This is a genomic window from uncultured Photobacterium sp. (assembly GCF_947502415.1).
Taxonomy (GTDB): Bacteria; Pseudomonadota; Gammaproteobacteria; order Enterobacterales; family Vibrionaceae; genus Photobacterium.
This window is the reverse complement of the sequence record NZ_CANMZV010000010.1, coordinates 62,213-86,878: the sequence shown is the minus strand read 5'-3', so window position 1 is coordinate 86,878 and position 24,666 is coordinate 62,213. Positions and strand designations below refer to the sequence as shown.

At 44.7% G+C, this 24,666-nt stretch carries 17 protein-coding genes and 1 CRISPR repeat array (1 of these 18 running past the window's edge); of the genes, 8 read left to right on the top strand and 9 right to left on the bottom strand.

Features of this window, described 5'->3' with window-relative positions; all coding sequences use genetic code 11:
• Window positions 1-66 precede the first annotated feature (66 nt).
• The 5 genes from Q0852_RS12415 to Q0852_RS12395 all read right to left on the bottom strand — a co-directional run bounded on the left by Q0852_RS12415 (window position 67) and on the right by Q0852_RS12395 (window position 5,017).
• Complete coding sequence (locus tag Q0852_RS12415) at window positions 67-1,317, bottom strand: ABC transporter substrate-binding protein (protein ID WP_299018359.1); 1,251 nt, start codon at window positions 1,315-1,317, stop codon at window positions 67-69.
• 27 nt (window positions 1,318-1,344) lie between these two features.
• Window positions 1,345-2,787, bottom strand: a complete 1,443-nt coding sequence (locus Q0852_RS12410) for an ATP-binding protein (RefSeq protein WP_299018357.1) — start codon at window positions 2,785-2,787, stop codon at window positions 1,345-1,347.
• A 34-nt stretch (window positions 2,788-2,821) separates the two neighbouring features.
• Window positions 2,822-3,547, bottom strand: coding sequence for a response regulator transcription factor (locus Q0852_RS12405; RefSeq protein ID WP_299018355.1), 726 nt, complete (start codon window positions 3,545-3,547; stop codon window positions 2,822-2,824).
• A 313-nt stretch (window positions 3,548-3,860) separates the two neighbouring features.
• Complete coding sequence (locus Q0852_RS12400) at window positions 3,861-4,067, bottom strand: DUF3283 family protein (RefSeq protein WP_299018353.1); 207 nt, start codon at window positions 4,065-4,067, stop codon at window positions 3,861-3,863.
• 161 nt (window positions 4,068-4,228) lie between these two features.
• Window positions 4,229-5,017: a hypothetical protein gene (locus Q0852_RS12395; RefSeq protein WP_299018352.1), complete on the bottom strand. Its 789-nt coding sequence runs from the start codon at window positions 5,015-5,017 to the stop codon at window positions 4,229-4,231.
• Window positions 5,018-5,502: 485 nt separating this feature from the next.
• On the opposite strand from Q0852_RS12395, the gene Q0852_RS12390 reads away from it, so the two are divergent.
• Complete coding sequence (locus Q0852_RS12390) at window positions 5,503-7,152, top strand: hypothetical protein (RefSeq protein ID WP_299018350.1); 1,650 nt, start codon at window positions 5,503-5,505, stop codon at window positions 7,150-7,152.
• A gap of 103 nt (window positions 7,153-7,255) precedes the next feature.
• Here the strand turns inward: Q0852_RS12390 and Q0852_RS12385 are convergent, their stop codons facing one another.
• Entirely contained in the window at window positions 7,256-7,771 is a 516-nt protein-coding gene (locus tag Q0852_RS12385) for a porin family protein (protein WP_299018348.1), read from the bottom strand.
• 622 nt (window positions 7,772-8,393) lie between these two features.
• Here Q0852_RS12385 and Q0852_RS12380 point away from each other — a divergent pair.
• The 4 genes from Q0852_RS12380 (at window position 8,394) to Q0852_RS12365 (ending at window position 14,390) form a co-directional block, all read left to right on the top strand.
• The gene (locus Q0852_RS12380; RefSeq protein ID WP_299018346.1) at window positions 8,394-8,564 is read left to right on the top strand and encodes a XapX domain-containing protein; all 171 of its coding nucleotides are present in this window, start codon (window positions 8,394-8,396) and stop codon (window positions 8,562-8,564) included.
• Window positions 8,565-8,605: 41 nt separating this feature from the next.
• Window positions 8,606-9,316 (top strand): purine-nucleoside phosphorylase, encoded by a 711-nt coding sequence (gene deoD, locus Q0852_RS12375; protein ID WP_299018345.1) that lies wholly within the window; start codon window positions 8,606-8,608, stop codon window positions 9,314-9,316.
• Window positions 9,317-9,702: 386 nt separating this feature from the next.
• Window positions 9,703-11,193, top strand: coding sequence for a lactate dehydrogenase (locus Q0852_RS12370; RefSeq protein ID WP_299018344.1), 1,491 nt, complete (start codon window positions 9,703-9,705; stop codon window positions 11,191-11,193).
• A gap of 323 nt (window positions 11,194-11,516) precedes the next feature.
• Window positions 11,517-14,390, top strand: coding sequence for an ATP-binding protein (locus Q0852_RS12365; protein WP_299018343.1), 2,874 nt, complete (start codon window positions 11,517-11,519; stop codon window positions 14,388-14,390).
• Window positions 14,391-14,661: 271 nt separating this feature from the next.
• On the opposite strand, the gene Q0852_RS12360 is transcribed toward Q0852_RS12365, so the two are convergent.
• The 3 genes from Q0852_RS12360 to torR form a co-directional block, all read right to left on the bottom strand.
• A complete protein-coding gene (locus tag Q0852_RS12360) occupies window positions 14,662-15,243 on the bottom strand; it encodes a PadR family transcriptional regulator (RefSeq protein ID WP_299018341.1) in 582 nt (193 codons plus the stop codon).
• A gap of 219 nt (window positions 15,244-15,462) precedes the next feature.
• Window positions 15,463-18,585 carry a cache domain-containing protein gene (locus Q0852_RS12355; RefSeq protein WP_299018340.1) on the bottom strand — a complete coding sequence of 1,041 codons (3,123 nt, stop codon included), beginning with the start codon at window positions 18,583-18,585 and terminating at the stop codon, window positions 15,463-15,465.
• A 4-nt stretch (window positions 18,586-18,589) separates the two neighbouring features.
• Complete coding sequence (gene torR / locus Q0852_RS12350; RefSeq protein WP_299018339.1) at window positions 18,590-19,321, bottom strand: two-component system response regulator TorR; 732 nt, start codon at window positions 19,319-19,321, stop codon at window positions 18,590-18,592.
• 290 nt (window positions 19,322-19,611) lie between these two features.
• On the opposite strand from torR, the gene Q0852_RS12345 reads away from it, so the two are divergent.
• From Q0852_RS12345 to Q0852_RS12335, 3 genes are all read left to right on the top strand, one after another.
• Window positions 19,612-20,532, top strand: a complete 921-nt coding sequence (locus Q0852_RS12345) for a LysR family transcriptional regulator (protein ID WP_299018337.1) — start codon at window positions 19,612-19,614, stop codon at window positions 20,530-20,532.
• Between the two features lie 171 nt (window positions 20,533-20,703).
• Complete coding sequence (locus Q0852_RS12340) at window positions 20,704-21,768, top strand: alanine/ornithine racemase family PLP-dependent enzyme (protein ID WP_299018336.1); 1,065 nt, start codon at window positions 20,704-20,706, stop codon at window positions 21,766-21,768.
• Between the two features lie 57 nt (window positions 21,769-21,825).
• Window positions 21,826-23,241 carry a YfcC family protein gene (locus Q0852_RS12335; RefSeq protein ID WP_299018335.1) on the top strand — a complete coding sequence of 472 codons (1,416 nt, stop codon included), beginning with the start codon at window positions 21,826-21,828 and terminating at the stop codon, window positions 23,239-23,241.
• A gap of 201 nt (window positions 23,242-23,442) precedes the next feature.
• Window positions 23,443-24,666: direct repeats of the CRISPR family, unit length 32 nt; unit sequence GTTTCAATCCACGCTCCCGTGGAGGGAGCGAC; it runs 2,645 nt beyond the window's last position.

Here is a 24,666-nt window from a genome sequence, read left to right as displayed (position 1 = left end):
AACAGATGAGACAATAATGAGAATGCTGGGCCCAGCGAATACCTGAGCCAGCAATTAATACCAAAACTAAATAGCAGACTTAACAGCCCGCGCCAGCTTACTGGCCGCCTGCTCTGGGTCCGGAGACTTAGCATTGAAGAAATTGGTCACAACATCAAAAATGGCAGCCTGCACATAGCTTGTCGTTGCCAGCCCCTGTGAGACACTTGGCACTAACTCGCCATTGGTAGATGTCGCTTTAAACGTTGCCATAGAATCCAGCGCACACTGATCAAACTTACTCATATCCATATCAAGGCGAACCGGAATCGACCCTTTATTCAGGTTGAAAATTTCCTGGAAATTCTTATCCAGGATTGTCCTGGCCAGCTCTTTCTGAGCCTTCCGATTTGCTTCATCACTCAATTTAAAAAAGGCGAAACTATCAATATTGTAAGTAAACTTCCCTTGCGTACCTGGTGCCGCCACACATAGGTAATCTTTCCCCGGTACCTTACCAGCCGCTGCAAACTCCCCTTTAGCCCAATCGCCCATAATTTGCATTGCGGCCTCCCCATTGATCACCATTGAGGTTGCCGCATTCCAGCTACGTCCGCGATAATGAGGATCGATGTAATCTCGCATCTTGCTAAACTGTATAAAAACATCAGTCATTTTATCGCCAGACAGCACATCCATATCCAAACTAACGAATGCTTTCTGGTAATCTTCAGCCCCCAGCACGGCAAGCGCCACAGCCTCAAATAAAGTAATATCCTGCCATGGCTGGCCGCCGTGAGCTAACGGGACAAATCCAGCCGCTTTAATTTTATCCGCAGCAACAAAGAACTCAGCCAAGGACGTCGGTACATTTGCCCCGGACTTTTTAAGAACCTCCGGGTTCACCCACAGCCAATTAACCCGGTGAACGTTTACAGGAACAGCCACATAGTTGCCGTCATATTTCATCACTCGAGTAACAACTTCCGGCAATACCTTGTCCCAACTCTCCGCATCAGCAACGTCACTCAAATCAGTTAAAAAGCCAAGTCTTCCCCACTCCTGAATATCATGCCCTTTAATTTGTGCAGCCGATGGCGGATTCCCTGATACTGCGCGGGTTTTTAAAACGGTCATGGCACTTTCACCACCACCGCCGGCAATAGCAAAATCTTTCCAACTGTTGCCCTGCTCTTCCATTATTTTTTTTAGAACTGATACAGCCTTTGCTTCACCGCCAGAAGTCCACCAGTGCAGCACTTCGACTTCACCCGCAGAAGCAACAGCGCTTGAAAGCACCAGCGTCAATGCCGATAATGTCCGTTTTAACATCTTCATTCTGATTTTACCCCGAACACTCCGGCCCTACTCTTTAAGCAGACGCGGAATATAAACCTTTACTTCCAAGCCGCCCTCTTTGGCGTTATGAATTGTCATATCACCACCGTGGGCATGAATAATATTACGCGAAATTCCCATTCCCAATCCGTGGCCTTCATCGTCCTTGGCTATACGAAAATATGGTTCAAAAACAGCTTCTAGTAGCTCTTCCGGTATACCTTCGCCTTTATCTTTGATTATCAACACCAAGGCATCAGGTTCATCCGAGACGATAATATTAACCTCATGCCCGTACTTCACTCCATTGTCTATCAGGTTACTCAAACAACGCTTCAGCGCCAACGGCTTAGCCATCATAGGTGCGATTTTAGTATCAGGCAGGTGAACCTTAATACGCGGACTATTGTGCCGCTCGGCAATACTGCGCAACATTTCCGACAGATTTACCTGAGTCAGGTTTTCATGAAGATCAGTGTCTTTTACCGTCTGCAACGCTCCCTTCACCATCATTTCCAACTCATCCAAATCCCGATTGAATTTTTCGACTTTAGCGTCATCGTCAATCAATTCAGCTCGAAGACGCAAACGGGTGATCGGTGTTTTCAGATCATGTGAGATTGCCGAGAACAGATGCTCACGATCATCAATATAACGGCGCAAGCGCAACTGCATCCGATTAAATGCCTGAGTTGCCGTAACCAACTCACTCGCGCCTTCTTCTACCAACGGTGGCTGGTAAATATCAAAACTCAAAGCATTAGCTGCATTGGCAAGCCGTTTGAGCGGCTTAGTCTGACGACGGATCATGAAGTAAGTAAACACCAACAGCAGCGTAGTAATAAAAATAAGGAACAGCACTTGCTGCTTGGTAATGATTTCATCATCCAGAGTAGCGTAAGGGGAAGGTAGTAAAGCGGCAATATAAAGCCACTCATTCGCTGCCAGCTCAAGCTGAACAACCAGTATAGGCGGATTAAAAGGCTCCAGACTGAGGGTATAATGTGCCCATGAACGCGGCAGATCACTGAGTAAAATATCGTTTTTCAGAACATGAAGGGTTTCAGGACGGGAAAACTCTACCCGAATAACATCAAGGCGCGGTAGTTTTTCTTTAAGAACTTCCTCAAACACCCGCACAGCCGTATTTTTCATTTGCGAGGAAGGGATAGGTTCAATCTTAATTTCTTCTTCGTTGAACGAAACAAAAAAACGGGTTCCCCCCATATTCCGCAACTGATCCAGCACAATGTGCCGGTACTCCAACGGGAGTGATTGAAAGAAAGTCACGGTAGAGGCAAACATGGAGGCCATACTGGCAGATGCCGATTCAAGCCCCTCTAAATCCCGTTGCTTTGACTGACCATACCAAATAACTGTGGCAATCATCTGTGCCAGAAATACAGCCAGCAAAGTAAGCCATAAGGTGCGAGCCAACAACGACTTTGGCCACCATTTTTTCCAATTCATGTTGCGATGCCTTTTATATCACATCAGGAGGGGATCACTCTTCGTAGGTAACCTCGGCATTAAAGGCATATCCATTACCACGAATCGTTTTAATTAACCGTTGCTGTGTGCCTTTATCGCCCAAACGCTGGCGCAACCGGCTAAGCTGAACATCAATGCCACGTTCAGAAGGATGAGCTTCGCGACCACGCGTAGCAAAAGAAATAGTATCCCGATCCAGCACTTCATTCGGACGGGTAAGAAATAGCATCAGAAGTGCAAAATCACTGCCAGACAGTTCGTAATCTTTGCCCTTTTCCAGATCGAATAAACGCTGGGAACCCGTCTCCAGACGCCAGTTTGCAAAGCGGATTGCTTTCGGTGTTGCCGGAGCCTGCTGAGTTTCCGTTGGTTTCACCCGACGCAATAACGCCTTGATACGCGCCATCAGCTGACGAGGACTGAATGGCTTGGCGATATAATCATCGGCACCGAGCTCAAGACCAATAATCTGATCCATTTCATCCGATACCGCCGTCAGCATAATAATTGGTACATCAGAAGTTTTGCGAATGTACTGACACAAGGTGAAACCATCATCGCCCGGCATCATGACATCCAATAAAATGAGATCGGGATAACCCATTGCCAACCGACGCTTCATTTCTTCGCCTTCGGCCGCTGTTGTTACGGTAAAACCTGCTTTTGTCAGGTATTCATCCAGTAGCTCGCGAATCTCCTGATCGTCATCAACAACAAGGACCTTCTTGCTCGCACTCATTTCGCCTTCCTTTTATACCGGCTTTTTTAACTGACCAACTATCGCTTTCAGGAAGTCATGTTCGTGTCAACGGTAACCGGCTAACTACCAATTATTCAACCTGAAATCGAGAAGCCAAAATCCAGACTTCCCACTTTCTTTTCCGGCTATATCTTTATTTAAGATACCAGACCACAAAGAAAAAGGCGCGCATTATGCCTCAGAATAATGAGCTTCACATCAAAGACTGATGATTTAATCAATATCTGACGACCAGGATCAAAAAAAGCTGCCAATGGCAGCTTTTTCAAAAACAATTCTTCTAACTTACGGGTTATGCAACACCCATCTGTGTCTTATATTTTGTCACAGCATTATCGAAAAACTCACGGGCGTCATCATCATCGATGTTATTGCTCAGCTCAGCAATCACCTCATAGCCTCGTTTAGCATTTTTTATCTGCCAGACGGCATAGGCAGCCTGCTTGTCTAGTTCAATACGATTTTTTTCAACTTGAGATAACAACGTTAAATTATGCATAACCCAGCACCACGGTAAAACATAACGCTGATCTTATCTGATTTTTTAGCGCAGACCAACGTAAAACCTTTGCATCATCCCGTGTTCGAATGAAACTAACCGATCAGCATTTTATAAACATGCCAGCAATGATGACTGCAAAGTGATTGAGGTCTGCTCCCCTAAAATCCCAAAATTACTTTCAGAAGAATAAAGAAACCAGCAACAATCCCCATCATCAGCGCCACACTCAGAATCGGACTCAGAGTTGACGAACACGGATTATGCAAAGCATCCGTTAATGTTGGTTCTGATTCAACAGGATCCCTTTGCTTTTTCGCCAGTTCAGAAATGTAATATGTAATCGTATCAATGCACTCATCGGCAGAATCGATCACCTGTGCCCCAAACCACTTATCATTATCAACCAGATGATCAGCATTAACATTTTGCGGTTTACTGAATAAACCTGTCCGGCGATCAATGACTGACACTGCTAATTGGTTATTTTCCTTATACCAGACCCAGCAAGGTAAATAAGTACCTTCTATTTTAACTTTACTCGGAAATGGATAATGTGAATCTGTCATCACATGCAATAACTGCTCTTTTGAACCAATTAAATAATGCAATTGCTGGACACACTGTTCGAACCAATGTGGAAAATTATTGCGGTAAGATTGTTGGCGAAGCGGGGCTAGCCGAGCAGCACCACGAACAACATATTCACTAACCAATGAACAAACCGACTCCTGATCACCCCAGAATGCCTTTACAGAAGACTTGGGCAATGAAAGCCGCTGACAAACCAGGCCACTTGGAGAAACCATAAGCAGCTCTTGCTCATCACTATCTTCATTCGAAGCCTGGTCAGGTATCTGATACTCAACCTGCCACGGTAACTTGACCTTACGGAGGATGGCTGTATTGACCTTATCTACGGTAGCCCTGTAATGGTCAAAGTTTGTCATCAATACCCCTCCGATTATGCATACAATATTTATTGTTTACATAGTAAAGGAATTTATTTTAAGCAACTATGATCCGTTTCGTTTTTTAGGAAATTGGCTTACTTTCAGGGCTATAAAATAAAACCAGGCTAAATACATGAAATGTTATTAATTTAGCTTGCCTATCCCTTCAATAACTTAAATAACATAAGAAAATAAACCTATTTAGTTACGTCTCTAAAAGCATTCAAAACACGGGATAATGCGGTATTAATAGCCGTAATGCCACATGCACGTACACACCTATTGATTAGAGGTAGTTTCACCACTTCAATGCATAACCGCTAACACGATGGTTAAAAATACAAGGCTGCGACATAACCTGATTAAACAGATTACAACCAATTTTGGATTAAAATCACATAATTGTTGATAATTGCAAAAAAGCGCATTACCATTCACAACCTTCTGAGACTGATTATCATTTGCTTTATCATTGAGGGTGTATGAAAAAACATTTATTGGTCACTGCTACAGCTGCGCTTACATTAGTTGGCTGTAATAATGGCGGTACCGCTACAACAGAAGCACCAACAGCTTCCGCGACAACGGCGACATCTGCTGCTACGACTTCAACTGAACCTACAAACTCTGGCACATCAGTATTAACTTCTATCGAAGTAGAGACTGTTATTCTTGATGATAAAAACTACTTACAGCCAATTGTAACATGTGAATCGTGTATCGAAGAGAAAACAGAATTCACATGGATTTTAGATACAAATGATAATGGCGTTTTCGGTGACACTTATAACGATGTGAAAGACGTTGAGTTTAAAGGGAAACAACTTCCACTGGATGTCAATCATTACGCAACAAAACAACTGCTGAAAGTTATGCTCTTTGACGAAAACAACGACCCAAGCATTTCAGAAAGTATTTTCCAGCGAATTCAGGCAAAAACGGTAGCCGGCACAAGCAGCGCATTTGCTGCACTGAAAACTGATGGTACTGTTGTGGTTTGGGGTGCCCAAAACAAAGGCGGCGAACTTACTGAAGAACTGACCGATGTAAAATCAATTACATCAAACGATAGTGCATTCGCGGCCCTAAAAAATGATGGTACTGTTGTTGCCTGGGGTGACCAAGACAAAGGCGGTGTACTTAACGAATCATTAACTAATGTTGAATCCATCGTGTCAAACGATAGCGCTTTTGCGGCCCTAAAAAATGACGGCTCTGTGTTTGTCTGGGGTGACGCCGATAAAGGCGGGTATAATAACAGCGGCAATGAGCTTTCAAATATCAAAGCCATTTATTCAAATGGTAATGCATTTGCCGCAATTAAAAATGACAACACTGTTGTCACCTGGGGTGATCAAGATAACGGTGGTAACAGCAACCTAGTATCATCATCATTAAGTAACGTCACTAAAATAGCATCGACCGGTTGGGCCTTTTCTGCCCTACGAGCTGATGGCGAAGTTATTTCCTGGGGTGATAGCGATTGGGGTGGCGAACTGCCAGAACCTGTCAAAGGCGTGAAAGACATTTTCTCCAACCGGAGTGCCTTCGCCGCCCTGAAGAACGACGGAACTGTCATCACTTGGGGATTCGGCTTCTATGGTGGAGATTCTGATTCAGTCTCTCACAAACTAATCGATGTAAAAGCCGTTTACAGCACACTATCAGCTTTCGCAGCTCTTCACCATGATGGCAAAGCGACAGAATGGGGTAACTCTGATGCGGGTGGAGATAAGAGACTTACTTCGTTAGAAAACATTAAAGAAATCTTCTCGACAGACGAAGCATTTGCTGCAATCACCAACGATAACAATGTTATTACCTGGGGTGACAGAAGCGCAGGCGGTCGAAACAGAAACGTTAAAGACAAGCTAACAGATATCAAAACCGTTTATTCGAATTCTGGCGCTTTTGTGGCAGTAAAAGAAAATGGCGACATCATCTCATGGGGTAATAGCAATACGGGTGGTGGCTTTGAAGATAGCAACATCGCTAAAGTATTCTCAAATCCTCATGCCTTTGCGGCAATAAAAGCAGACGGCAATATTGTAGCTTGGGGTGGAAGTGGCTATGGCAGCGATAACTCTCTGGTTGCAGCTGACTTAATACCATCTTACGTGCAGATTAAATAATCTCACGGCCAGAAAAACAATAAAGGGATCATCATTACGTATGCTCCCTTTTTACTTTCTATGTCCACGCAGATTTGCAGTGCAAACCAAATGATTATTTGTTTTATATACCAAGCTGAACGCCAAGCACAATTGCATTACTCTCAACGTCTCCCATATTGCGATACTCATAACCTAAGCTGAAATCGAGTAATGGCAACAAGGTCAACACAACACCAGCCCCACCAGTAAATCCCCACCCATCATCATTTTCCTTTACACCGGGACTTTCAATATCCACATCGTAATAATTCGCACCAGCCTTGGCATAAAGGTTTCCGATAAGTAACGGGATATCTCCTCGTAGCGTCACAGGAAAAGCCGTATAGTCAATTTCATTATCGGCAGACTGAAGATTTGCCTCAACGTCAGCACTTCCTTGTATTACCCCAGCGTTGATACTGAACATGTCACTAAACTGATATTTGGCATTGATACCATATTCAAAGCCATATTCACTATTACCATCAAACTCAACATTCGAGCCACCAGCGGTTGCCCCAACAGAAAGTCCAAGGATATCCGCACTCGCAGGTAAAGATGCCAATGCCAATACCGTCGCCAACAAACACTTCTTCATAGTTACATTCCCTCGCCAAAATCGTTCAAACAGTATTCATCGTATCTAGGATGTGTCCCTAGTGTTCTACCTTTTAGGCTTAGACGAGAAGCTTAATTTATACCAGTTAGTTAAAGCAGTTACGTGCATAGGCTCACTTCACGATGGTAAATAGTAACAATACAGGCAGACTCTATACTTACCTCACATAACAACAACCAAAGCAGATCTAATTTTCACCCTGAACATTTTCCCCCTTATTGACCCATTCCCGCTCTGAATTACAATGAAATCCATTACAAGATCACATGTTCACCTCTGCTGTTGCATTATTTTTTCTCAGCCTTAAATATTCGACCAAAACAGCATAGATTATTGATATAGAGAATAAAAATACAAAAAAAACGGATTAATCTCACTAATTCACAAGCCTCTCAAGCAAACGTTTTCCCTCCCACTTTCAACAGCATTGGTAATCAAGAGCGATTTTTTGGATAATAGCGAGGTAATTTGTGATCGCGATCGCGAGATTGTTTGTGCTCGTTGCTTACACTGGCTCCATCAAACGGCAACAACAATAAGGCGCCAGTTAGAGCAGCCTCACAAGCCGTCACAACATATGCAACACGAAGAGGGTAAACACATGAACGAGATTTTACTTGCAGTCCTTGCAGGTTTAATTGTTGGCTTATTTTTCTCAGCCATAAAACTTCCACTGCCTGCACCACCTGTATTGCCAGGCATTATGGGTATCGTCGGTGTTTACCTGGGCGGTATTGCATACCAAACTATTGTTGAACGTTTTTTCTCTTAATTCCCCGTATTCATTTATTAACAAATTCCTAGGAGTGAGCTATGGCTACCCCACATATCAATGCAGAACTTGGTGATTTCGCTGAAACAGTCCTAATGCCAGGTGATCCGCTACGTGCCAAATTTATCGCAGAGAACTTCCTGGAAGATGTAAAGCTTGTGTGTGACGTTCGTAATATGTTCGGTTACACAGGCACTTACAAAGGTAAGCCTGTTTCTGTAATGGGTCACGGTATGGGTATCCCATCATGCTCAATCTATGTTCACGAGCTGATCAAAGATTTCGGCGTGAAGAATGTAATCCGTATCGGTAGCTGTGGTGCCGTACATGACGACGTTAAACTAATGGACGTTATCATCGGTATGGGTGCATCAACAGACTCTAAAGTTAACCGCATCCGCTTTAACGACCACGACTTTGCAGCAATTGCTGATTTCCACCTGCTAGAAACATCTGTAAACCAGGCTCGCATGCAAAACGTACCAGTTCGTGTAGGTAACGTATTCTCTGCTGACCTGTTCTACAGCCCTGAAGCTGACCTGTTCGAAAAAATGGAAAAACTGGGCATGCTGGGCGTAGATATGGAAGCGGCAGGTATCTACGGTGTTGCCGCTGAGCTAGGTGCGCGTGCACTGACTATCCTGACGGTTTCTGACCACATCAAACGTGGCGAGAAACTAAGCTCTGAAGACCGCCAGAAGTCTTTCAACCAGATGATGAACGTTGCGCTAGAAACCGCAATCAACATCTAACTGATTTCAGTGGCTGGTGCTACCCCGATTGCACTGGCCACTTATTTCCACTAGCGAGCGCAAATACGAATGTGATTATTCCATTGATTACATTGGTATTAGTGAAAACTAGGGACAATTAGTGTTAGCAAGAACGCAGACATTGAACATGGTCGCAGCTCAAAATTTTGTAAAATGTGGCGTCTTACACAATTTAATCTGAAAGCTAGCCAAAAGGCATTCGCTCTCAGGCAGCCAAGTGCTCTTTCTGTTAATTGCTAACATCTAATTATGTACTGAATAAAAGGCTAATTCCTTTTATTCAGTACCCTTCCCTACCCCCTTTGGGATGTGGCCCCAGCGGCTCACTACATTCTGCTCAGGCACAAGGATAAGGTTAGGCTGATATGATGAAAACACTTCACTCCGATTGCAATGATTCCTTATTGCCTCCGGCTAGCGGCAAACTTCAGCTTAACCACTGTAAATCTATCGGCTGCAGCAATTTTGGCTCTGAAGACAAGCATCATTATGTGCTGCAACGGACTAACCCCAACCGCCCGACCTTAGTTTGCCGCGAATGCGGAGCGTTTCCACCTGTTCTCAACAACCATGATGTGGTTGCCGAAGTTGCACGCCTAAAGCTGATGCAAAGTAGCGGCTTACCAGCCTGCAGTAACCCTGATTGTGAAAATCTCGGGTTACCGGTCCTAACACATCGCCACCTGTACCATGCCTTTGGCTACAGTGGCGACCGCCAACGCTATCGTTGCAAATGCTGTCAGGCCACTTTTGTTGATCGCTGGTCTGGCTTTAATGGTAAAAACCAGATCCAACAAAAACTGCTGGCATTGTTATTTACCGGATGTTCAGTTCGTGACATCTGCCGTCGCCTGAGCATGAACCCTAAGTCTTTCTACGATCAGCTATCTCAGATAGCCAGCCGCTGTCGTCGGCAACTCTCGATGTTCGATGCGCGTTTGTTCAAGCATGCCCAAACACTGTCACTAGCGTCCGATCTGACCCCGTTGCAGCCTAATAGCGATAACGGGGTCAGCTGGATTGCAAGCTGCGAAGCCAGCTCTGGCTACGTTGTCGGTCAGCACGTCAATTTCCAGCAAAGTGACGTTGATAATCCAAGCGAAGAACATGACCCGTATTCTGATGACACCCGTTTCATGGCCCCACCAAAAGCCAAGCTGGTTGAAGTTCCCCCACCAGCCCCGCAAGGGATTTTAGCGCGTGTCGATACCAAATACCGCGAGGTATTGTCACGCCCGAACCTTGAAGATCCACTCAGCAACCTGCCACGAGTTAATTACCCGGCCAAAGGCTGCCTGATTCGCCCTCAATACACTGTTTATGCCCATTATCTGCATCTTGCCGAGATGCTTGAATACAACGAATCGCTAGCGATCTTCATGCCGCAAGAACCCCTGTTACGATCTGCTTGTATTTCTGTATTCATGGAGCGTATCAAAGCAAAAACGATCCATCCTCTCTATGTTGAGGAAGATCTAGGCTGGCAGCACGGACAATCTTCCGGGAGAATTGATATTGTTCTTATGGGATGGTGGCGAGATCGCTGGGCCTTTACCCGTCATGAAGACATAAGCAAAGGGATCTGCCATCTAGGCGGCGAAAAAGGCAGTGAAGATAAATGGCTGGAAACCGCCTCACATAATGCTATCAGCGACTATCAGAACCGCTTCCATGATCAGTTCGCTCAGCTTGTCGACGAGCCGCGCCGTAAATTACGACCAGCCGGTCTGCTGCCTCTGCTCGATATCTATCGCGCATGGCATAATTTGTGCCGCCAAGATCGCTCCGGCCAGACTCCTGCGCAACAGATGGGCCTGACCTCTGCGCCACTGACGCTTGAACAACTTCTGAACTAATTTATACCACTTGATTTTAATTGATAGCATACACCTAAAATCAAGTGGCTTATTTCTAAACTTTCCATTCTGGCTGGCTAAAATCAGCTATTACGGCGTCAGATTTTTGCAATTATCCCAACTAGTTACGGCAAATTTTTCCTTGTTATAGACAATTTTCCCTGCGCAATTATCTGAACACTTACTTATCCCGATTTATATTATTTGCAATTTCTTTGTCGGCGAGATCAACTTTCCTTCTCTCTATCATGCGTAGCGATTGATAATTATCTAAGATTTATTTACAAACAATTAATAAGTCTAAAATGTCGGGGTACGGTAGTTTGTTCAGGGTTATTCCATATCGAATCAAGCCAATGTTATTGGCGAGTATGCTGTTCGTAGGTATTGTTCCGGCATTCATTTATAGCTGGATCACCAGCGACAAACTCTCGACTATCGCGCTGACACAAATTTCAAAAAACTTAAGCAACCGAACGGATCTTGCTGCGCAAAATATTGACGATATCATTACCAAGCGACTCCTGAGTATCAAGAGTCTGGCTAACTCACCGGTTTTTGCTCTCAATCCTGACTCAAGGCAAGTTGACCACCAATTCGTTAGCCGCTACCTGTCAGAAATCACAACAATCGATACAGCTTTTTCAGCCATTTATCTGCTAGAAAAACAAAATGGACGCTACATTATTGCCGAATCATCCCAGACAACCTCAATTCATACCCTTACCGACAAACTTAACCAAGCTGGCATTAATCAGCTTGACGACATCACAAAGCAACTAGTCGAATCAGAGAACAATGTCTACATATCTACCCCGCAGCAATTAGACAGGTTTCCTTTTCTCTACCTAATAACTCCGGTTATCCCCCCATCACAGGCAACGAGCAACTTCAGTGATTCACGACTTCTGGTGGTAAAATACGAACTGAGCGAGCTAAATAAACAGTTAGTGTTCTTAGCCGAACGGATTAACAAACAGGACTACCTTATCCTCATCAACCAGGAAGGTGATGTGCTCCTATCAGGCCTTCACCAAGGACAATTACTGCAGGCTTTTGAATACTTCCGGCAGATATATCGCCACGAAAATAGCAACAACGAGACCACCAGCCAAGTGCTTCACTATACTGATCGCTATGACGATGACCTGATTGCAACCGTCTCCCGACTTTCAACCCGGGGCAACAGCAATCAACCGATCTGGTCTCTGGTCTCCATTACCCCGAAAGATACCGTTACCCATGTCCTGGACTATATGCACCGTTTTTTTCTGGCAGCACTACTACTAACTGCCGGAATTGTAATCATCCTTTCCGTCGCCCTGACCAAACGCATTACCCTGCCGCTAGCCAAGCTATCACGCTTTGCTGCACAGTTCAGGCTTGGTAATTACGACCGTAACGACGACTTTGAAGGCCCTCATGAATTTCAAGTTCTCCACGATGCCTTAAATCAGGGCGCAGATAAGATCTCTTACGATACCCAACGCTTAAACCGGGCACTTCATAAAGCAGAAGCCGCAGACAGAGCAAAATCAGCTTTCCTTGCTAATCTGTCTCATGAGATCCGTACACCAATGAACGGCATGCTAGGGCTGTCTCAACTACTTCTCAAGACCAAGCTGACCGAGAAACAAGAACACCACCTACGAACACTACTTGATTCCGGCAAACACATGATGTCGCTGCTCAATGACATTCTTGACTTCTCAAAAATCGAGCAAGGTCAGCTTAAACTGGATCCAACCAACTTCTGTTTTACTGACCTTGTTGGCACTATTGAAAGTACCTACTGTTCGCTGGCAAAAGAAAAAGGCATTGGCTTCAACATCAACTGCGAATTTAACCAATATGACTGGTTCTATGCTGACAAAGCCCGTATCCGCCAGATTTTATTCAACCTTATCAATAACGCCATTAAGTTCACCGAACAAGGCAAAGTTGAGGTCACCCTTAAACTGGAAAAAGGCTCCAGCCCAACCGAGCTGCTGCTAACCATTATCACTTCAGATACAGGTATAGGTATTGAGCCTGATCGGCTCCAGTATATCTTTGACCCGTTTGTCCAGGCCGAAGCCTCGACCAGTCGCCGCTTTGGCGGAACGGGATTAGGACTGAGTATCATCAAGCAACTTGCCGAACTCATGAGCGGCAATATCAGCCTTAACAGCATACCTGGTACCGGCTCAACCTTTACGGTCACCCTGTCCATCCACCAGGGACAATACATGCAGCCGGAGCAAGAGAGCACTGAATTTGACCAAAGTGCTTTTGCCAACCTCAAAGTACTGATCGTTGAAGACAATCACCTAAATGTACTGATCATTGATGCTTTTCTCAAACAACGTGGTTTTGTCACCCACACAGCCGAGAATGGTGCAGAGGCCCTGTCTATTCTTGAACAGGAATACTTTGACCTCATCCTGATGGACAATCATATGCCCGTAATGGATGGTATTGAAGCGACCCTTAGGATCCGTGGAATGAACCAACCGATCAGCCAGGTACCTATCTTTGCCTGCACAGCAGATGTATTTGAAGATACACAAAAAAGTATGCTCAATGCCGGTGTTGACTGCGTGATCACGAAACCACTGGATGAACGAAAGCTGCTTGATGCCCTGCAACGCTTTAAGCACAAAATTACCCATATAGCGATGCTGCGCGCCGAATTCGAACAGGTACAGAAAAAAAGTATTTCGCAGCAATCCGCTTATATTGAAGAAGTATTCACCGATGATGACCAAATTGAACAAAGCACACCAGAGATAATCATCGATGATAAAACAGCCAGTGACGCTACGTTTACCCTAGCGACTAATGCAAACACAGGCGAGACACTCGATCCGGCTAATTTCCACCAAATAGAATTAAATTCACTGCTTGAAATGATGGACAATGACACTGACATTATCTTGCAATTTTTAGCCATTTTTGCCGATGAACACAATCAGGATGTCGAGAAACTCAGAGAAGCTATCGCTCAGGATGATTTCGATAAGGCAATTTTGATCAGCCACTCGCTCAAAGGAGCATCAAGCAGTATCAGTGCCCTTCATGTCCACCAAGCAGCAAAAGACATTGAACAAAAGTTCAAATCCGGAGCGCTGCCATCAGAACCTGAGCTGATAAAACTAAAAGAAGCCCTCGAGAAACTCACAGATGAAATCCACCAACAGCTGGATTCCGTCTGCTGAGCCCCTAAAACAGAAAAGCGACAGTTACCATTGGGATAACTGTCGCTTTTTTTCATAAAGCCAGATTATATAATTTATTTTGATATATTTATCTCTGGCACTCTTCTACTTACCTTTTAATTTTTATTTCTATATGTCGTTTATAAACGATTGTGCACTAGTCTGTTCTTATTTGATTTATCTTACGGTCAAAATCCCGATATGTTCTGTGTTTACCCTCTCAGCCTAATTGTTAAATCAATATCTACACATAAAAGTTTTACTTAAAAATCTATACACAAAGGCGAAGCTCTACTTCGCTACTTTTCTCTGGGCAATCCATCTCTTTAAGCTCTTGCAGAACTTCTTCAGCCCAGTAGATCCATGCCTGGCGATTATGAATCGCACGACGCAGGGTCAGACGCTCAAGGCGAGACTGGCGAGTCATATTTCGGTAGTGGGAAAAATACACTTTTTCCAAAGCATCATAATGGTTCAACAATGAATAAGACTCGTCAATTAACCCTTCAAGCTGATGTTGCATAGGCTCTGAATTGTGAAGGCTGCAAACCAATAGCTTGGCTGATAGCTCATCACGAATTGTCGGGTTATTAGCCGGCTTCTGAAACCATTCTAACAACGTCTGGCGGCCCAGATCTGTAATGGAATAGACCTTACGATCCGGTTTACTGGTTTGTTCTTCTACTCTGGAAATCACCAGATCATTACGTGCCATTTTATTTAGCTCGCGATATACCTGCTGATGGCTGGCTTTCCAAAAATAGCCGATGCTGTGAGAGAACTCTTTAGTGATATCGTAACCCGTAGCTTCACGGTCACTCAGTATGGTCAGAATTACATATGGTAGAGACATATCTTTTATCCATTAAAATACAACAAAGGGACAAGTTGAATCAGAAATTCCTTTCAGCTTATGCAACACCCTAATCAATCAATTGATATGCAAATAATGAATATTTTTTGGGAACAAGTAATAAATAATTATGTAAACTTATGAACAGATGCTGATTCATAAACCACTAAGGCCTGTAATCAGGCCTTAGTTTTATCAAATAGAACAGAAAAAAAACGCTTAAAAACCTGAAGGCTCGGTATCAACCTTTGTTTTTTTTAATTTAAATTCATCTTTCAGCCTGTCAATCGACGTTGGATAAATTGATAGCAAAGCTTTTGTTAAGAATATGATTTCCTGTTTATCATTACCTTGCTTACACGCTATTTCAAGCTCCTCGCAAGCCTTGCATAGACCAATTAAACCAATCGCCCCAGACGAACTTTTTAAACTATGAGCCAGCTTCATAATCACTTCTGGTGAAGTTTGAATCGCGATTTCTTCGGCAAGTGAAGCAGAATGAATAAAGAAAGTCTCAAGCATCTCACTAACTAAATCATCGCCGAGGATCTGTCGATCGCCCTCTAATACCGAAGGCTCAAATAACACCGCTGATACCGAATATTCATCATCGGCAGATTCATATTTAATAGCCTGCCCATGATAGACATTAGCGAGAATTGCCTGCATCTGTTCAAACTGTACCGGCTTACCCAAAAAGCCATCGAGACCAGCTTCCAGATATGACTCAATCTCTTGACGAAACACATGAGCGGAAAAAGCAATTGTCGGGATGTAGCGATTAGCTTGCTCTCGCAAGAGATGTGTTAGCGTAACACCATCGGTATCCGGCAGGTTTATGTCCATCAGGATAATATCGACATCATGAGCCTCAATTGCTCGTTGTGCCATTTTTCCGGACATTGCCACCACGACCTCATGGCCGAGCTTATTCAGGAAACCTTGTGCCACCAAGACATTCGTTTCATTATCCTCAACCAGCAATACCTTCAATGGTGGAACCGGCAGTGGCACCGTTTCATTGGTCGAAATCACTTTACCTTCTTCGGCTGCGCTCAGAGGTAATGATAAGACAAATTGACTACCGGCATTAATCTCACTTCGAACCGTTAGCTTGCCCCCCAGCATCTCAGCAAACCGTTTGCTGATCGGTAAGCCCAGGCCGGTCCCCCGTTCGGATCTCGTCGCTTGTTCAAAAGGTTCAAAAATAACCGCTTGTTTATCTTCAGCGATACCTTTACCCGTATCGCGCACTTCAAACTGAAGCAAAAACTGCTCTTCAGTCGATTGCTCTTTAAGCTGAACATAAATGGTGACACTGCCCTGTTCTGTAAATTTAATGGCATTTCCCACCAAATTGATCAAGATCTGCATGAGCTTATTAGCATCACCATGCAGATAATCAGGAATGCCATCGGCAACTTCATAACTGAGCCTGATATTTTTTTCCTTGGCCCTGGCATTTAGCATGTTCACTACATTACTTACGACCGAATCAGTATGAAAATTGGTTTCATTAATATCCTGGTGCCCGGCTTCGATTTTAGAGTAATCAAGGACATTGTTGAGCACTCCCATCAGCACTTCACCTGAAGCAATGATAGTTTTGGTATAGTTCTTTTGAGTCCGATCCAAAACCGTATTATCAAGCAGTTGTAGTGTCCCCATAATCCCGTTCATCGGAGTACGGATCTCGTGGCTCATGTGAGCTAGGAATGTCGATTTGGCTATATTGGCCTGTTCAGCCTGCTCGCGTGCTCTCTCATGCTTAGTGACTTCGGAATTAAGCGCGTCATTGGCCTTAATGAGCTGTGCCGTTCGCTCATCAACCAGTTTTTGCAGCTCGTTTTTATGCTCCTGCAGGGCTAGCGCATTCTTTTTAAAGACCGAAATAGCATCGGCCAGCTGGCTTTTTTCATCCGTCTCTCCTCTCGGAATATCGACCGACAAATCACCCGCTGCCAGTTTCTTGATAGCCGCTGTCATACTGCCTGATGCCTCGAGGATCTCATCAGTAGCACGATTTTGATTTCCCGAATCAACAAACAAATTAGTTTTGTGATCAATTCCGTCAGTAATGTGATCAGATGCCTGCGAGATTTCCTGGATCATCGATTGCAAGTAACTAATAAAGTTATTAACCGAGTGGCCAATGTCCCCCAGTTCATCGTGCGAAGTGATCTCAATCCGAGACGTTAAATCCGCTTCGCCCGTTGATAGCGTATCAATGCGCTCTTTTAAGATCACCAGCCCTTTTACGATCCGATTTATGGATATGGTTGCAACAAGTAATGCCAACACCAGTAAAGCCGCAGACGTTGCAATACTCATATACACTTTGGCATTAAAGATATCTTCCGTCGTGCTGGTCAAACCATCCTGTATACTGGTGAGGTCACTATCATACGTCCCGGTAGCAATCGTCCAGCCCCATTCGGGAAATACCTTCCTGGCATAAACAAATTTGTTTTCGGCTTTCTGTGTTGTCGGGTTTTTATGAAAGGTTTTAACGAAAGCTTCAGACTTTCCTCTGATTTTATCTGCTATCTTTTTTGTCGTTGTCGGAATTACCGTACCCACAATTGACGAGTCAGGATGGGCTAAAATCCGGCCTTCTTCGTCCTGAACCCAAAAATAACCATTCTTGCCATACTTTGATGAACTGATAGTCAGAATTGCCGCTTCGAGCTCATCTCTCCTAAGCGTACTGGTGTACTCACCGGTTGCGACGACCAAATTTAAAGGTTCAAAATAAACCGAAGCCGTTAATTTTTCTTCGACTTTATTCGTCATGGGGTTGAGATAATGGTAAGCGGTAAACCCTATCTCGTTTGCTTTAGCGGCATCGACAATATTGCGTGCATAATAGTTTCCACTATCGTCTTTTTTATTAAATGCACTGGTACCAACAATCTCGGCATTCACCCCATTCGCCATATTAACGATTGTCGTGGCATCGTAAGCAAAAATATAACGGCCATTATGCCAGCGATACTGGTTTATAAATGCTCTTATACTGATTTCTGCATCTATATCAGAATCACTATTCAGATAGATGCTCTCGATCGTGCCACTGAAAGCCGAAATATCCTTCGCCAACTCGACTTTAATATTCTCCAGCTTTGAATTCTCATAGTAATAGGATAAAGAGCGAGTAACCGTATCAACCTGACCTTTTAAATTATCATTTAACAATTTAGCCACCTTGACACTGACATTGTTTTGTTCAGCTTCAAGTACTGATTTCTCGGTATTGATCAAACTACTAATGAAAAACCCACTCATTGTCAGCAATGATGCACACATAATGAGCGAAAGCTTGGCTTTAATTGTTAAATTCATGCCATTAAACAACCTCAGGAGCAAATAGATATCCTTCACCATGAACGGTTACAAAGATCTTCGGATGTTTCATGCTTTCTTCCATTTTATTTCTCAACCGGCGGATCAAAACATCAATCGTACGATCACTTGGGGTATCAACGCGATGAGAAATCAGGTTCAACAGCCGATCGCGGCTAAGCACTCGGTTTGGATGGGTGATAAAAGCAACTAACAACTCGTATTCAGCCTTAGTTAACTTTATCGTCTCACTACTTTTCGACAACTGACGCTGGGTAACATCAAATTGAAAATCCAGAAAGCTAAATGTACTTTCATCTTTTTCCAGCTGTGCCCAGGCTGCCTCAGCCTGCACCAGAGCATCACAAGTAAGTTGGATACGCCATAGCAAATTTTTAGCACGAACCAGTAATTCTCGTGGTTCAACAGGTTTGGTGACATAATCATCCGCGCCCATTTCCAGCCCTAGGATCCGATCAATGGGATCCGTTCGACCCGTCACTAAAATAATCGCGATATCTGAAATATTCCTCACTTCACGTGTAAGTTGTATTCCATCTTCACCCGGCAAGTTAATATCCAGCAGGATCAAATCAATTTTTTCCCGCTCCAGAATCATTCTCATTCCCCCACCATTATCAGCCTCGAAAACGGTGTAACCAGCCTGGGAAAAATGCCCTTTTACCTTCATCCTAAGAATAGGATCATCTTCTACAATCAAAATTTTATAAGTCATAACATCTCAAGCTTTAGCCATACATTGTGGCTAGATTATCATCGTCAGAATCAATCAAATCTCGCATACCATACCGCATCACCATTATGCCACTATTGAATAACGCTTTCACAATTCATTCCCCTCGCAACTGTTGACAATACTCACAAAAAGCCAAAACAAAACAAGAGATGCTGCTATTTTCGCCACTGTAAGCCATTAAGAGAGATATGTATTAAACTGGTGCGTTACTTCCCAGATTCTCTAAGAAACACGTAATAGCATTATTAAAAAAAATCGAGACTTGAGAGATGCGAAAAATAAATGACTTTGACTTAAAGCTACTGCAGTTATTTGTAACGATTGTCGATTCAGGAGGCTTTTCTGCCGCACAATTTAAATTAAACATGCACCAGTCGACCATCAGTACCAGAATGAACGATCTGGAAACACGACTTGGTATGACATTATGTCACAGGGGCAGACGCGGCTTTCGCCTGACCCAGGACGGAGAAAAAGTCTACCAGCTATGCCAGATGTTATTTAACGACATTGCCTATTTCGAAGAACAACTCGACAGCATCCGTAGTGTTTCCCACGGTCATATAAAACTGGCACTCACTGACAACTTAGCTACCAATCCGCAATGTAAAATCCAGCAAGCTATCAGGCAATTTTGTAACGAACACCCGAAAGTAACGATTGATACTGATATATGGGATTCTTACCAAATTGAAATGATGCTCCTTGAAGGCAAAATTGAATTAGGTATAACTTCATCTGAAATGCCCAAAGATGGTCTGAAATACACCTACCTTTTTGCAGAAAAGCAGTGCCTTTACTGCGCGCCGGATCACCCGATAATGGAATTAACTGAAGAAGTTACCATTGATGCTTTGATTAATTTTCCAGTTGTTGAGCGAGGACTGTCCCATAGCATTACTCCATTAAGCAAAGTAAAGGGCTTTAAACACCAGGCCAGCAGCACCAATATGGAAGCCACTGCGCACCTTTTATTATCAGGAAACTTTGTCGGCTACCTACCCGATCATTATGCAGATATTTGGCTGAAACGTGGGGATATGGTGAAAGTTAATGCACCTTCACTCGAATATTCCGCCAAGTTTCATTTAACAACACTGGATTCAAAAGAGCTGTCATTTGCTGCAAGTGAATTAGTACAGGCGATAACCACAGCTCACGCCAAAACGCTGCTGGCAACGCCGTTATAAAAGAATCTATATATATTGCACGAGGAATAAAACCACTTATTCCTCGCATATTATTTCAATTTTACATTACATCGGTTTGACACAAAGTAATCATCAAAAAGCTCTTATTTATCTTTCAACCCTAAAAGCGCTCAATGTAAACAAATAAAGATATTACCCAGAGGTAATTACATGAGCACTTACCCTTGCATTAATATTCACCTGAACAGGATCACCGAAAACACCAAAAATATGGTTGCGTCCTGCAATGCACATAACGTTATTCCAACCGGTGTAACCAAACTGGCCTGTGCCTACCCGGAAGTCGGGCAAGCGATTCTCAACGGCGGTATTAAGATCCTTTCCGACTCACGGATTGCCAACCTGAAAAAAATCCGCCACCTCGATGCCGTAACCATGCTTCTGCGCTTACCTGCCGTAAGCGAAATCAGTGATGTTATTGAATATGCCGATATCTCCCTCAACTCAGAAGCCAAAACGTTAGAAGCCCTATCACAAGAGGCGGTCAAGCAAGGCAAAGAACACAAAGTGATTCTGATGCACGACCTCGGTGATTTGCGCGAAGGCTCATTTTACGATGAAGAAACACTCGCCCTCAGCCGCAAAACCATCGAACTACCCGGTATTCAGTTAGTCGGCCTTGGCACTAATCTCGCCTGCTACGGTGGCGTAGAACCGACATCAGAAAACCAAACGCGGCTTGTAAATCTGGCCAAACAGATCGAGGCGGATTATGGCATCACATTACAATATATCTCCGGGGCAAGTTCAGCGGGCCTTAACCTCATGCTCGATAACGAACTACCTAATGGGATCAACCAGCTCCGCCTCGGCGCTTCTCTGCTGATGGGCATCGGCCTCAACGACGAGCCTGTCCCCTATACGCGTCAGGATACATTCACCCTGACCAGCGAAATTATCGAAATCAAAGTCAAACCCTCCGTCCCAGTCAACTCCACCGCACTTGATGCATTCGGCAACAAACCTGAATTCATTGACCGTGGCCTTCGTAAGCGCGCTATCTGTGCCATTGGCAAGCAAGATGTCGACATCAGTGAAATCACACCAATTAACAAAGATGTCCTCATCATTGGCGGTAGTAGTGACCACCTAATACTCGATATCGACTACTGCAAGAAGGATTACCAGGTCGGCAGCCTGATTGAATTCGAACTGTCTTATGGTGCTGTGCTACAGTGCATGACCTCCGAATACATCACCAAACGCTTTTTATGAATCCAAGCCAATAACTATAAGTGCGGGCATTTACCAACCGCCTGCTAAGGATTACCCATGCTAAAGATTAAGAAGTTTCCCAATACGTTTACTATATTATTCCTCTTGATATCTTTCTTTGCCATGCTGACTTACGTGTTGCCAGCGGGTAAATACGTTCGTGAAATGAATGAACAATTAGGCCGGGAAGTACCTGTGCCGGGCTCTTTCCATGTCATCGAATCTTCTCCGCAAGGTTTTTTCGACACATTAATGGCTCCGATTTCCGGCTTTTATAACCCAGCTACCGGCGTTATCGGTGCGATAGACGTCAGCCTGTTTGTCCTGATGGTCGGTGGTTTTCTGGGAATCGTGACCCAAACCGGCGCGATTGATACCGGTATTGCCCGGATCATGGTGCGGCTGAAAGGTAAAGAGATCTATATGATCCCTATTCTGATGACATTATTTGCACTAGGTGGTACATCTTACGGCATGGCCGAAGAGTCCCTGGCTTTCTACGGCCTGCTGATCCCCATTTTCATGACCGCCCGTTTTGATCCGCTGGTTGCCGTTGCTGTCATCTTCGTAGGTACTGGCGTAGGAACGCTAGGTTCGACCATTAACCCATTTGGTACTGTGATCGCATCCAATGCCGCCAGTGTTGATTTCTTAAGTGGTGTAGAACTTCGCTTTGCGATTCTGGCTATTGCACTGGTCGTCGGTTGCGCCTACGTCATGCGCTATGCGAAAAAAATCCAAAATAACCCAGAGTTATCTTTGCTCTCTCATCTAAGAAAAGAGAACGAAGCACATTTCCTTGGTAATAAGGATACAAGCGACAACCTAGCTGAACTGACAATGTCACAAAAAGGGGTTCTTGTACTATTTATCCTGACTTTTGCCATCATGATCTACGGCGTTTCCTGCCTGGGGTGGTGGATGGCTGAGATGGCAACCCTGTTTATTTTCATGGGTATTGTATGCGGTATCGTTGGCCGCCTGAGTGAAGATGATCTCATCAATTCGTTCGTAGCCGGTGCTGCCGACCTGATTGGTGTCGCGCTAATCGTCGGGGTTGCCCGAGGAATCGTTGTCGTCATGGAAGCAGGTAACATCACAGATACCATCCTTAGCTACGCAGAAGGCATTGTTGCTGGCAAGAGCTCAGTGCTCTTTATCAACACGGTTTACTGGATTGAGATGCTGCTTTCTTTCATTGTACCGTCCACCTCTGGCCTGGCGGTGATGAGTATGCCGATCCTGGCACCGCTAAGTGACTTTGCCAATACAGGCCGTGACCTCGTAGTGACTGCATTTATGAGCGGTATCGGCACGATTCTGTTTATCACTCCAACCTACGGTGTATTAATGGGTGGCCTTGCCATTGCTCGTATTCCTTACGTCACCTGGCTGAAGTTCATCGCCCCATTGGTAGCCTTCTTTATCGCCCTGAACTGCGTAGTGCTGTCAATTGGAGCTGGAATGCTGTAAGCACCCAAGCCAAAACATAAACTGAAAGCGCCTCACATACAAGCAATCATCTGGCGCTAACAATTAAACTGGTTACCTGATTTTTATAACAATTCCTCGAACACCCTAGCTTTTTCTCTTGGTTTGCTAGGGTGTTTTTTTATCCTTTTTTCATCATCTTCCCAACATTTACCAGCGTATCGAACGAGGCGAAACATGCATATTTCAATCCACGCTCCCGTGGAGGGAGCGACTGAAAGCGATATCACACTGAGTGCATTCTTTCGTAGTTTCAATCCACGCTCCCGTGGAGGGAGCGACCACACAACTGACAACAGTTTTGCCTAAACTGAGGTTTCAATCCACGCTCCCGTGGAGGGAGCGACCCGTAAACTAAAGCGCCAGCTGCCGCAAAAACCTGTTTCAATCCACGCTCCCGTGGAGGGAGCGACCTGCGCTAACAGCTTAATCCCGCCCGACCCGAGCCAAGTTTCAATCCACGCTCCCGTGGAGGGAGCGACAATGGTATCCGTTGCCCCTGTTGTGGATATGGGCGTTTCAATCCACGCTCCCGTGGAGGGAGCGACCCGCCAGCGTCCTGCTTAAATTTCGCGGTGAGATGTTTCAATCCACGCTCCCGTGGAGGGAGCGACCTGAGTCAATGATCTCATATGCTAGATGCTCAAGTTTCAATCCACGCTCCCGTGGAGGGAGCGACCTTGCGCTTCAGACTCTGCTTGACGCTTCAGATTGTTTCAATCCACGCTCCCGTGGAGGGAGCGACGTGCTTTTACGTCAGTGCTAAGTGCGTGATATAATGTTTCAATCCACGCTCCCGTGGAGGGAGCGACAGTTTTTATCCACACCTTACGCTTATTTCGTTTTGTTTCAATCCACGCTCCCGTGGAGGGAGCGACAAGAGGTTAGATGTAAAGTGTGATGGTAGGGATGTTTCAATCCACGCTCCCGTGGAGGGAGCGACAGTGACGACTGCTTTATTAACCCGCGACAAGCGAAGTTTCAATCCACGCTCCCGTGGAGGGAGCGACCTTTGCTATAGTTATCTTAACGAAACAAACCATTTGTTTCAATCCACGCTCCCGTGGAGGGAGCGACTAAAGAAATCTAACCCGCTTACCCACCTTAAGGGAGTTTCAATCCACGCTCCCGTGGAGGGAGCGACCAGATTGTGTCTAACCACGGCAATTGAGGTGATGGTTTCAATCCACGCTCCCGTGGAGGGAGCGACTGGGTTAACTTGGAGATAGTGATGAAAGGTTGTGAGTTTCAATCCACGCTCCCGTGGAGGGAGCGACCCGCGCCAAAGTTTTGCAAGCAACTTAACGGCGTGTTTCAATCCACGCTCCCGTGGAGGGAGCGACCTTGGGCGTCCAAGGTATTGAGCGGGATGATATGTTTCAATCCACGCTCCCGTGGAGGGAGCGA

Bases quoted from the DNA above. Each gene is read 5' to 3' on its own strand.
- Q0852_RS12415 (WP_299018359.1), bottom strand. From the start codon at position 1,317: ATGAAGATGTTAAAACGGACATTATCGGCATTGACGCTGGTGCTTTCA.
- Q0852_RS12410 (WP_299018357.1), bottom strand. From the start codon at position 2,787: ATGAATTGGAAAAAATGGTGGCCAAAGTCGTTGTTGGCTCGCACCTTA.
- Q0852_RS12405 (WP_299018355.1), bottom strand. From the start codon at position 3,547: ATGAGTGCGAGCAAGAAGGTCCTTGTTGTTGATGACGATCAGGAGATT.
- Q0852_RS12400 (WP_299018353.1), bottom strand. From the start codon at position 4,067: ATGCATAATTTAACGTTGTTATCTCAAGTTGAAAAAAATCGTATTGAA.
- Q0852_RS12395 (WP_299018352.1), bottom strand. From the start codon at position 5,017: ATGACAAACTTTGACCATTACAGGGCTACCGTAGATAAGGTCAATACA.
- Q0852_RS12390 (WP_299018350.1), top strand. From the start codon at position 5,503: ATGAAAAAACATTTATTGGTCACTGCTACAGCTGCGCTTACATTAGTT.
- Q0852_RS12385 (WP_299018348.1), bottom strand. From the start codon at position 7,771: ATGAAGAAGTGTTTGTTGGCGACGGTATTGGCATTGGCATCTTTACCT.
- Q0852_RS12380 (WP_299018346.1), top strand. From the start codon at position 8,394: ATGAACGAGATTTTACTTGCAGTCCTTGCAGGTTTAATTGTTGGCTTA.
- deoD (WP_299018345.1), top strand. From the start codon at position 8,606: ATGGCTACCCCACATATCAATGCAGAACTTGGTGATTTCGCTGAAACA.
- Q0852_RS12370 (WP_299018344.1), top strand. From the start codon at position 9,703: ATGATGAAAACACTTCACTCCGATTGCAATGATTCCTTATTGCCTCCG.
- Q0852_RS12360 (WP_299018341.1), bottom strand. From the start codon at position 15,243: ATGTCTCTACCATATGTAATTCTGACCATACTGAGTGACCGTGAAGCT.
- Q0852_RS12355 (WP_299018340.1), bottom strand. From the start codon at position 18,585: ATGAATTTAACAATTAAAGCCAAGCTTTCGCTCATTATGTGTGCATCA.
- torR (WP_299018339.1), bottom strand. From the start codon at position 19,321: ATGACTTATAAAATTTTGATTGTAGAAGATGATCCTATTCTTAGGATG.
- Q0852_RS12345 (WP_299018337.1), top strand. From the start codon at position 19,612: ATGCGAAAAATAAATGACTTTGACTTAAAGCTACTGCAGTTATTTGTA.
- Q0852_RS12340 (WP_299018336.1), top strand. From the start codon at position 20,704: ATGAGCACTTACCCTTGCATTAATATTCACCTGAACAGGATCACCGAA.
- Q0852_RS12335 (WP_299018335.1), top strand. From the start codon at position 21,826: ATGCTAAAGATTAAGAAGTTTCCCAATACGTTTACTATATTATTCCTC.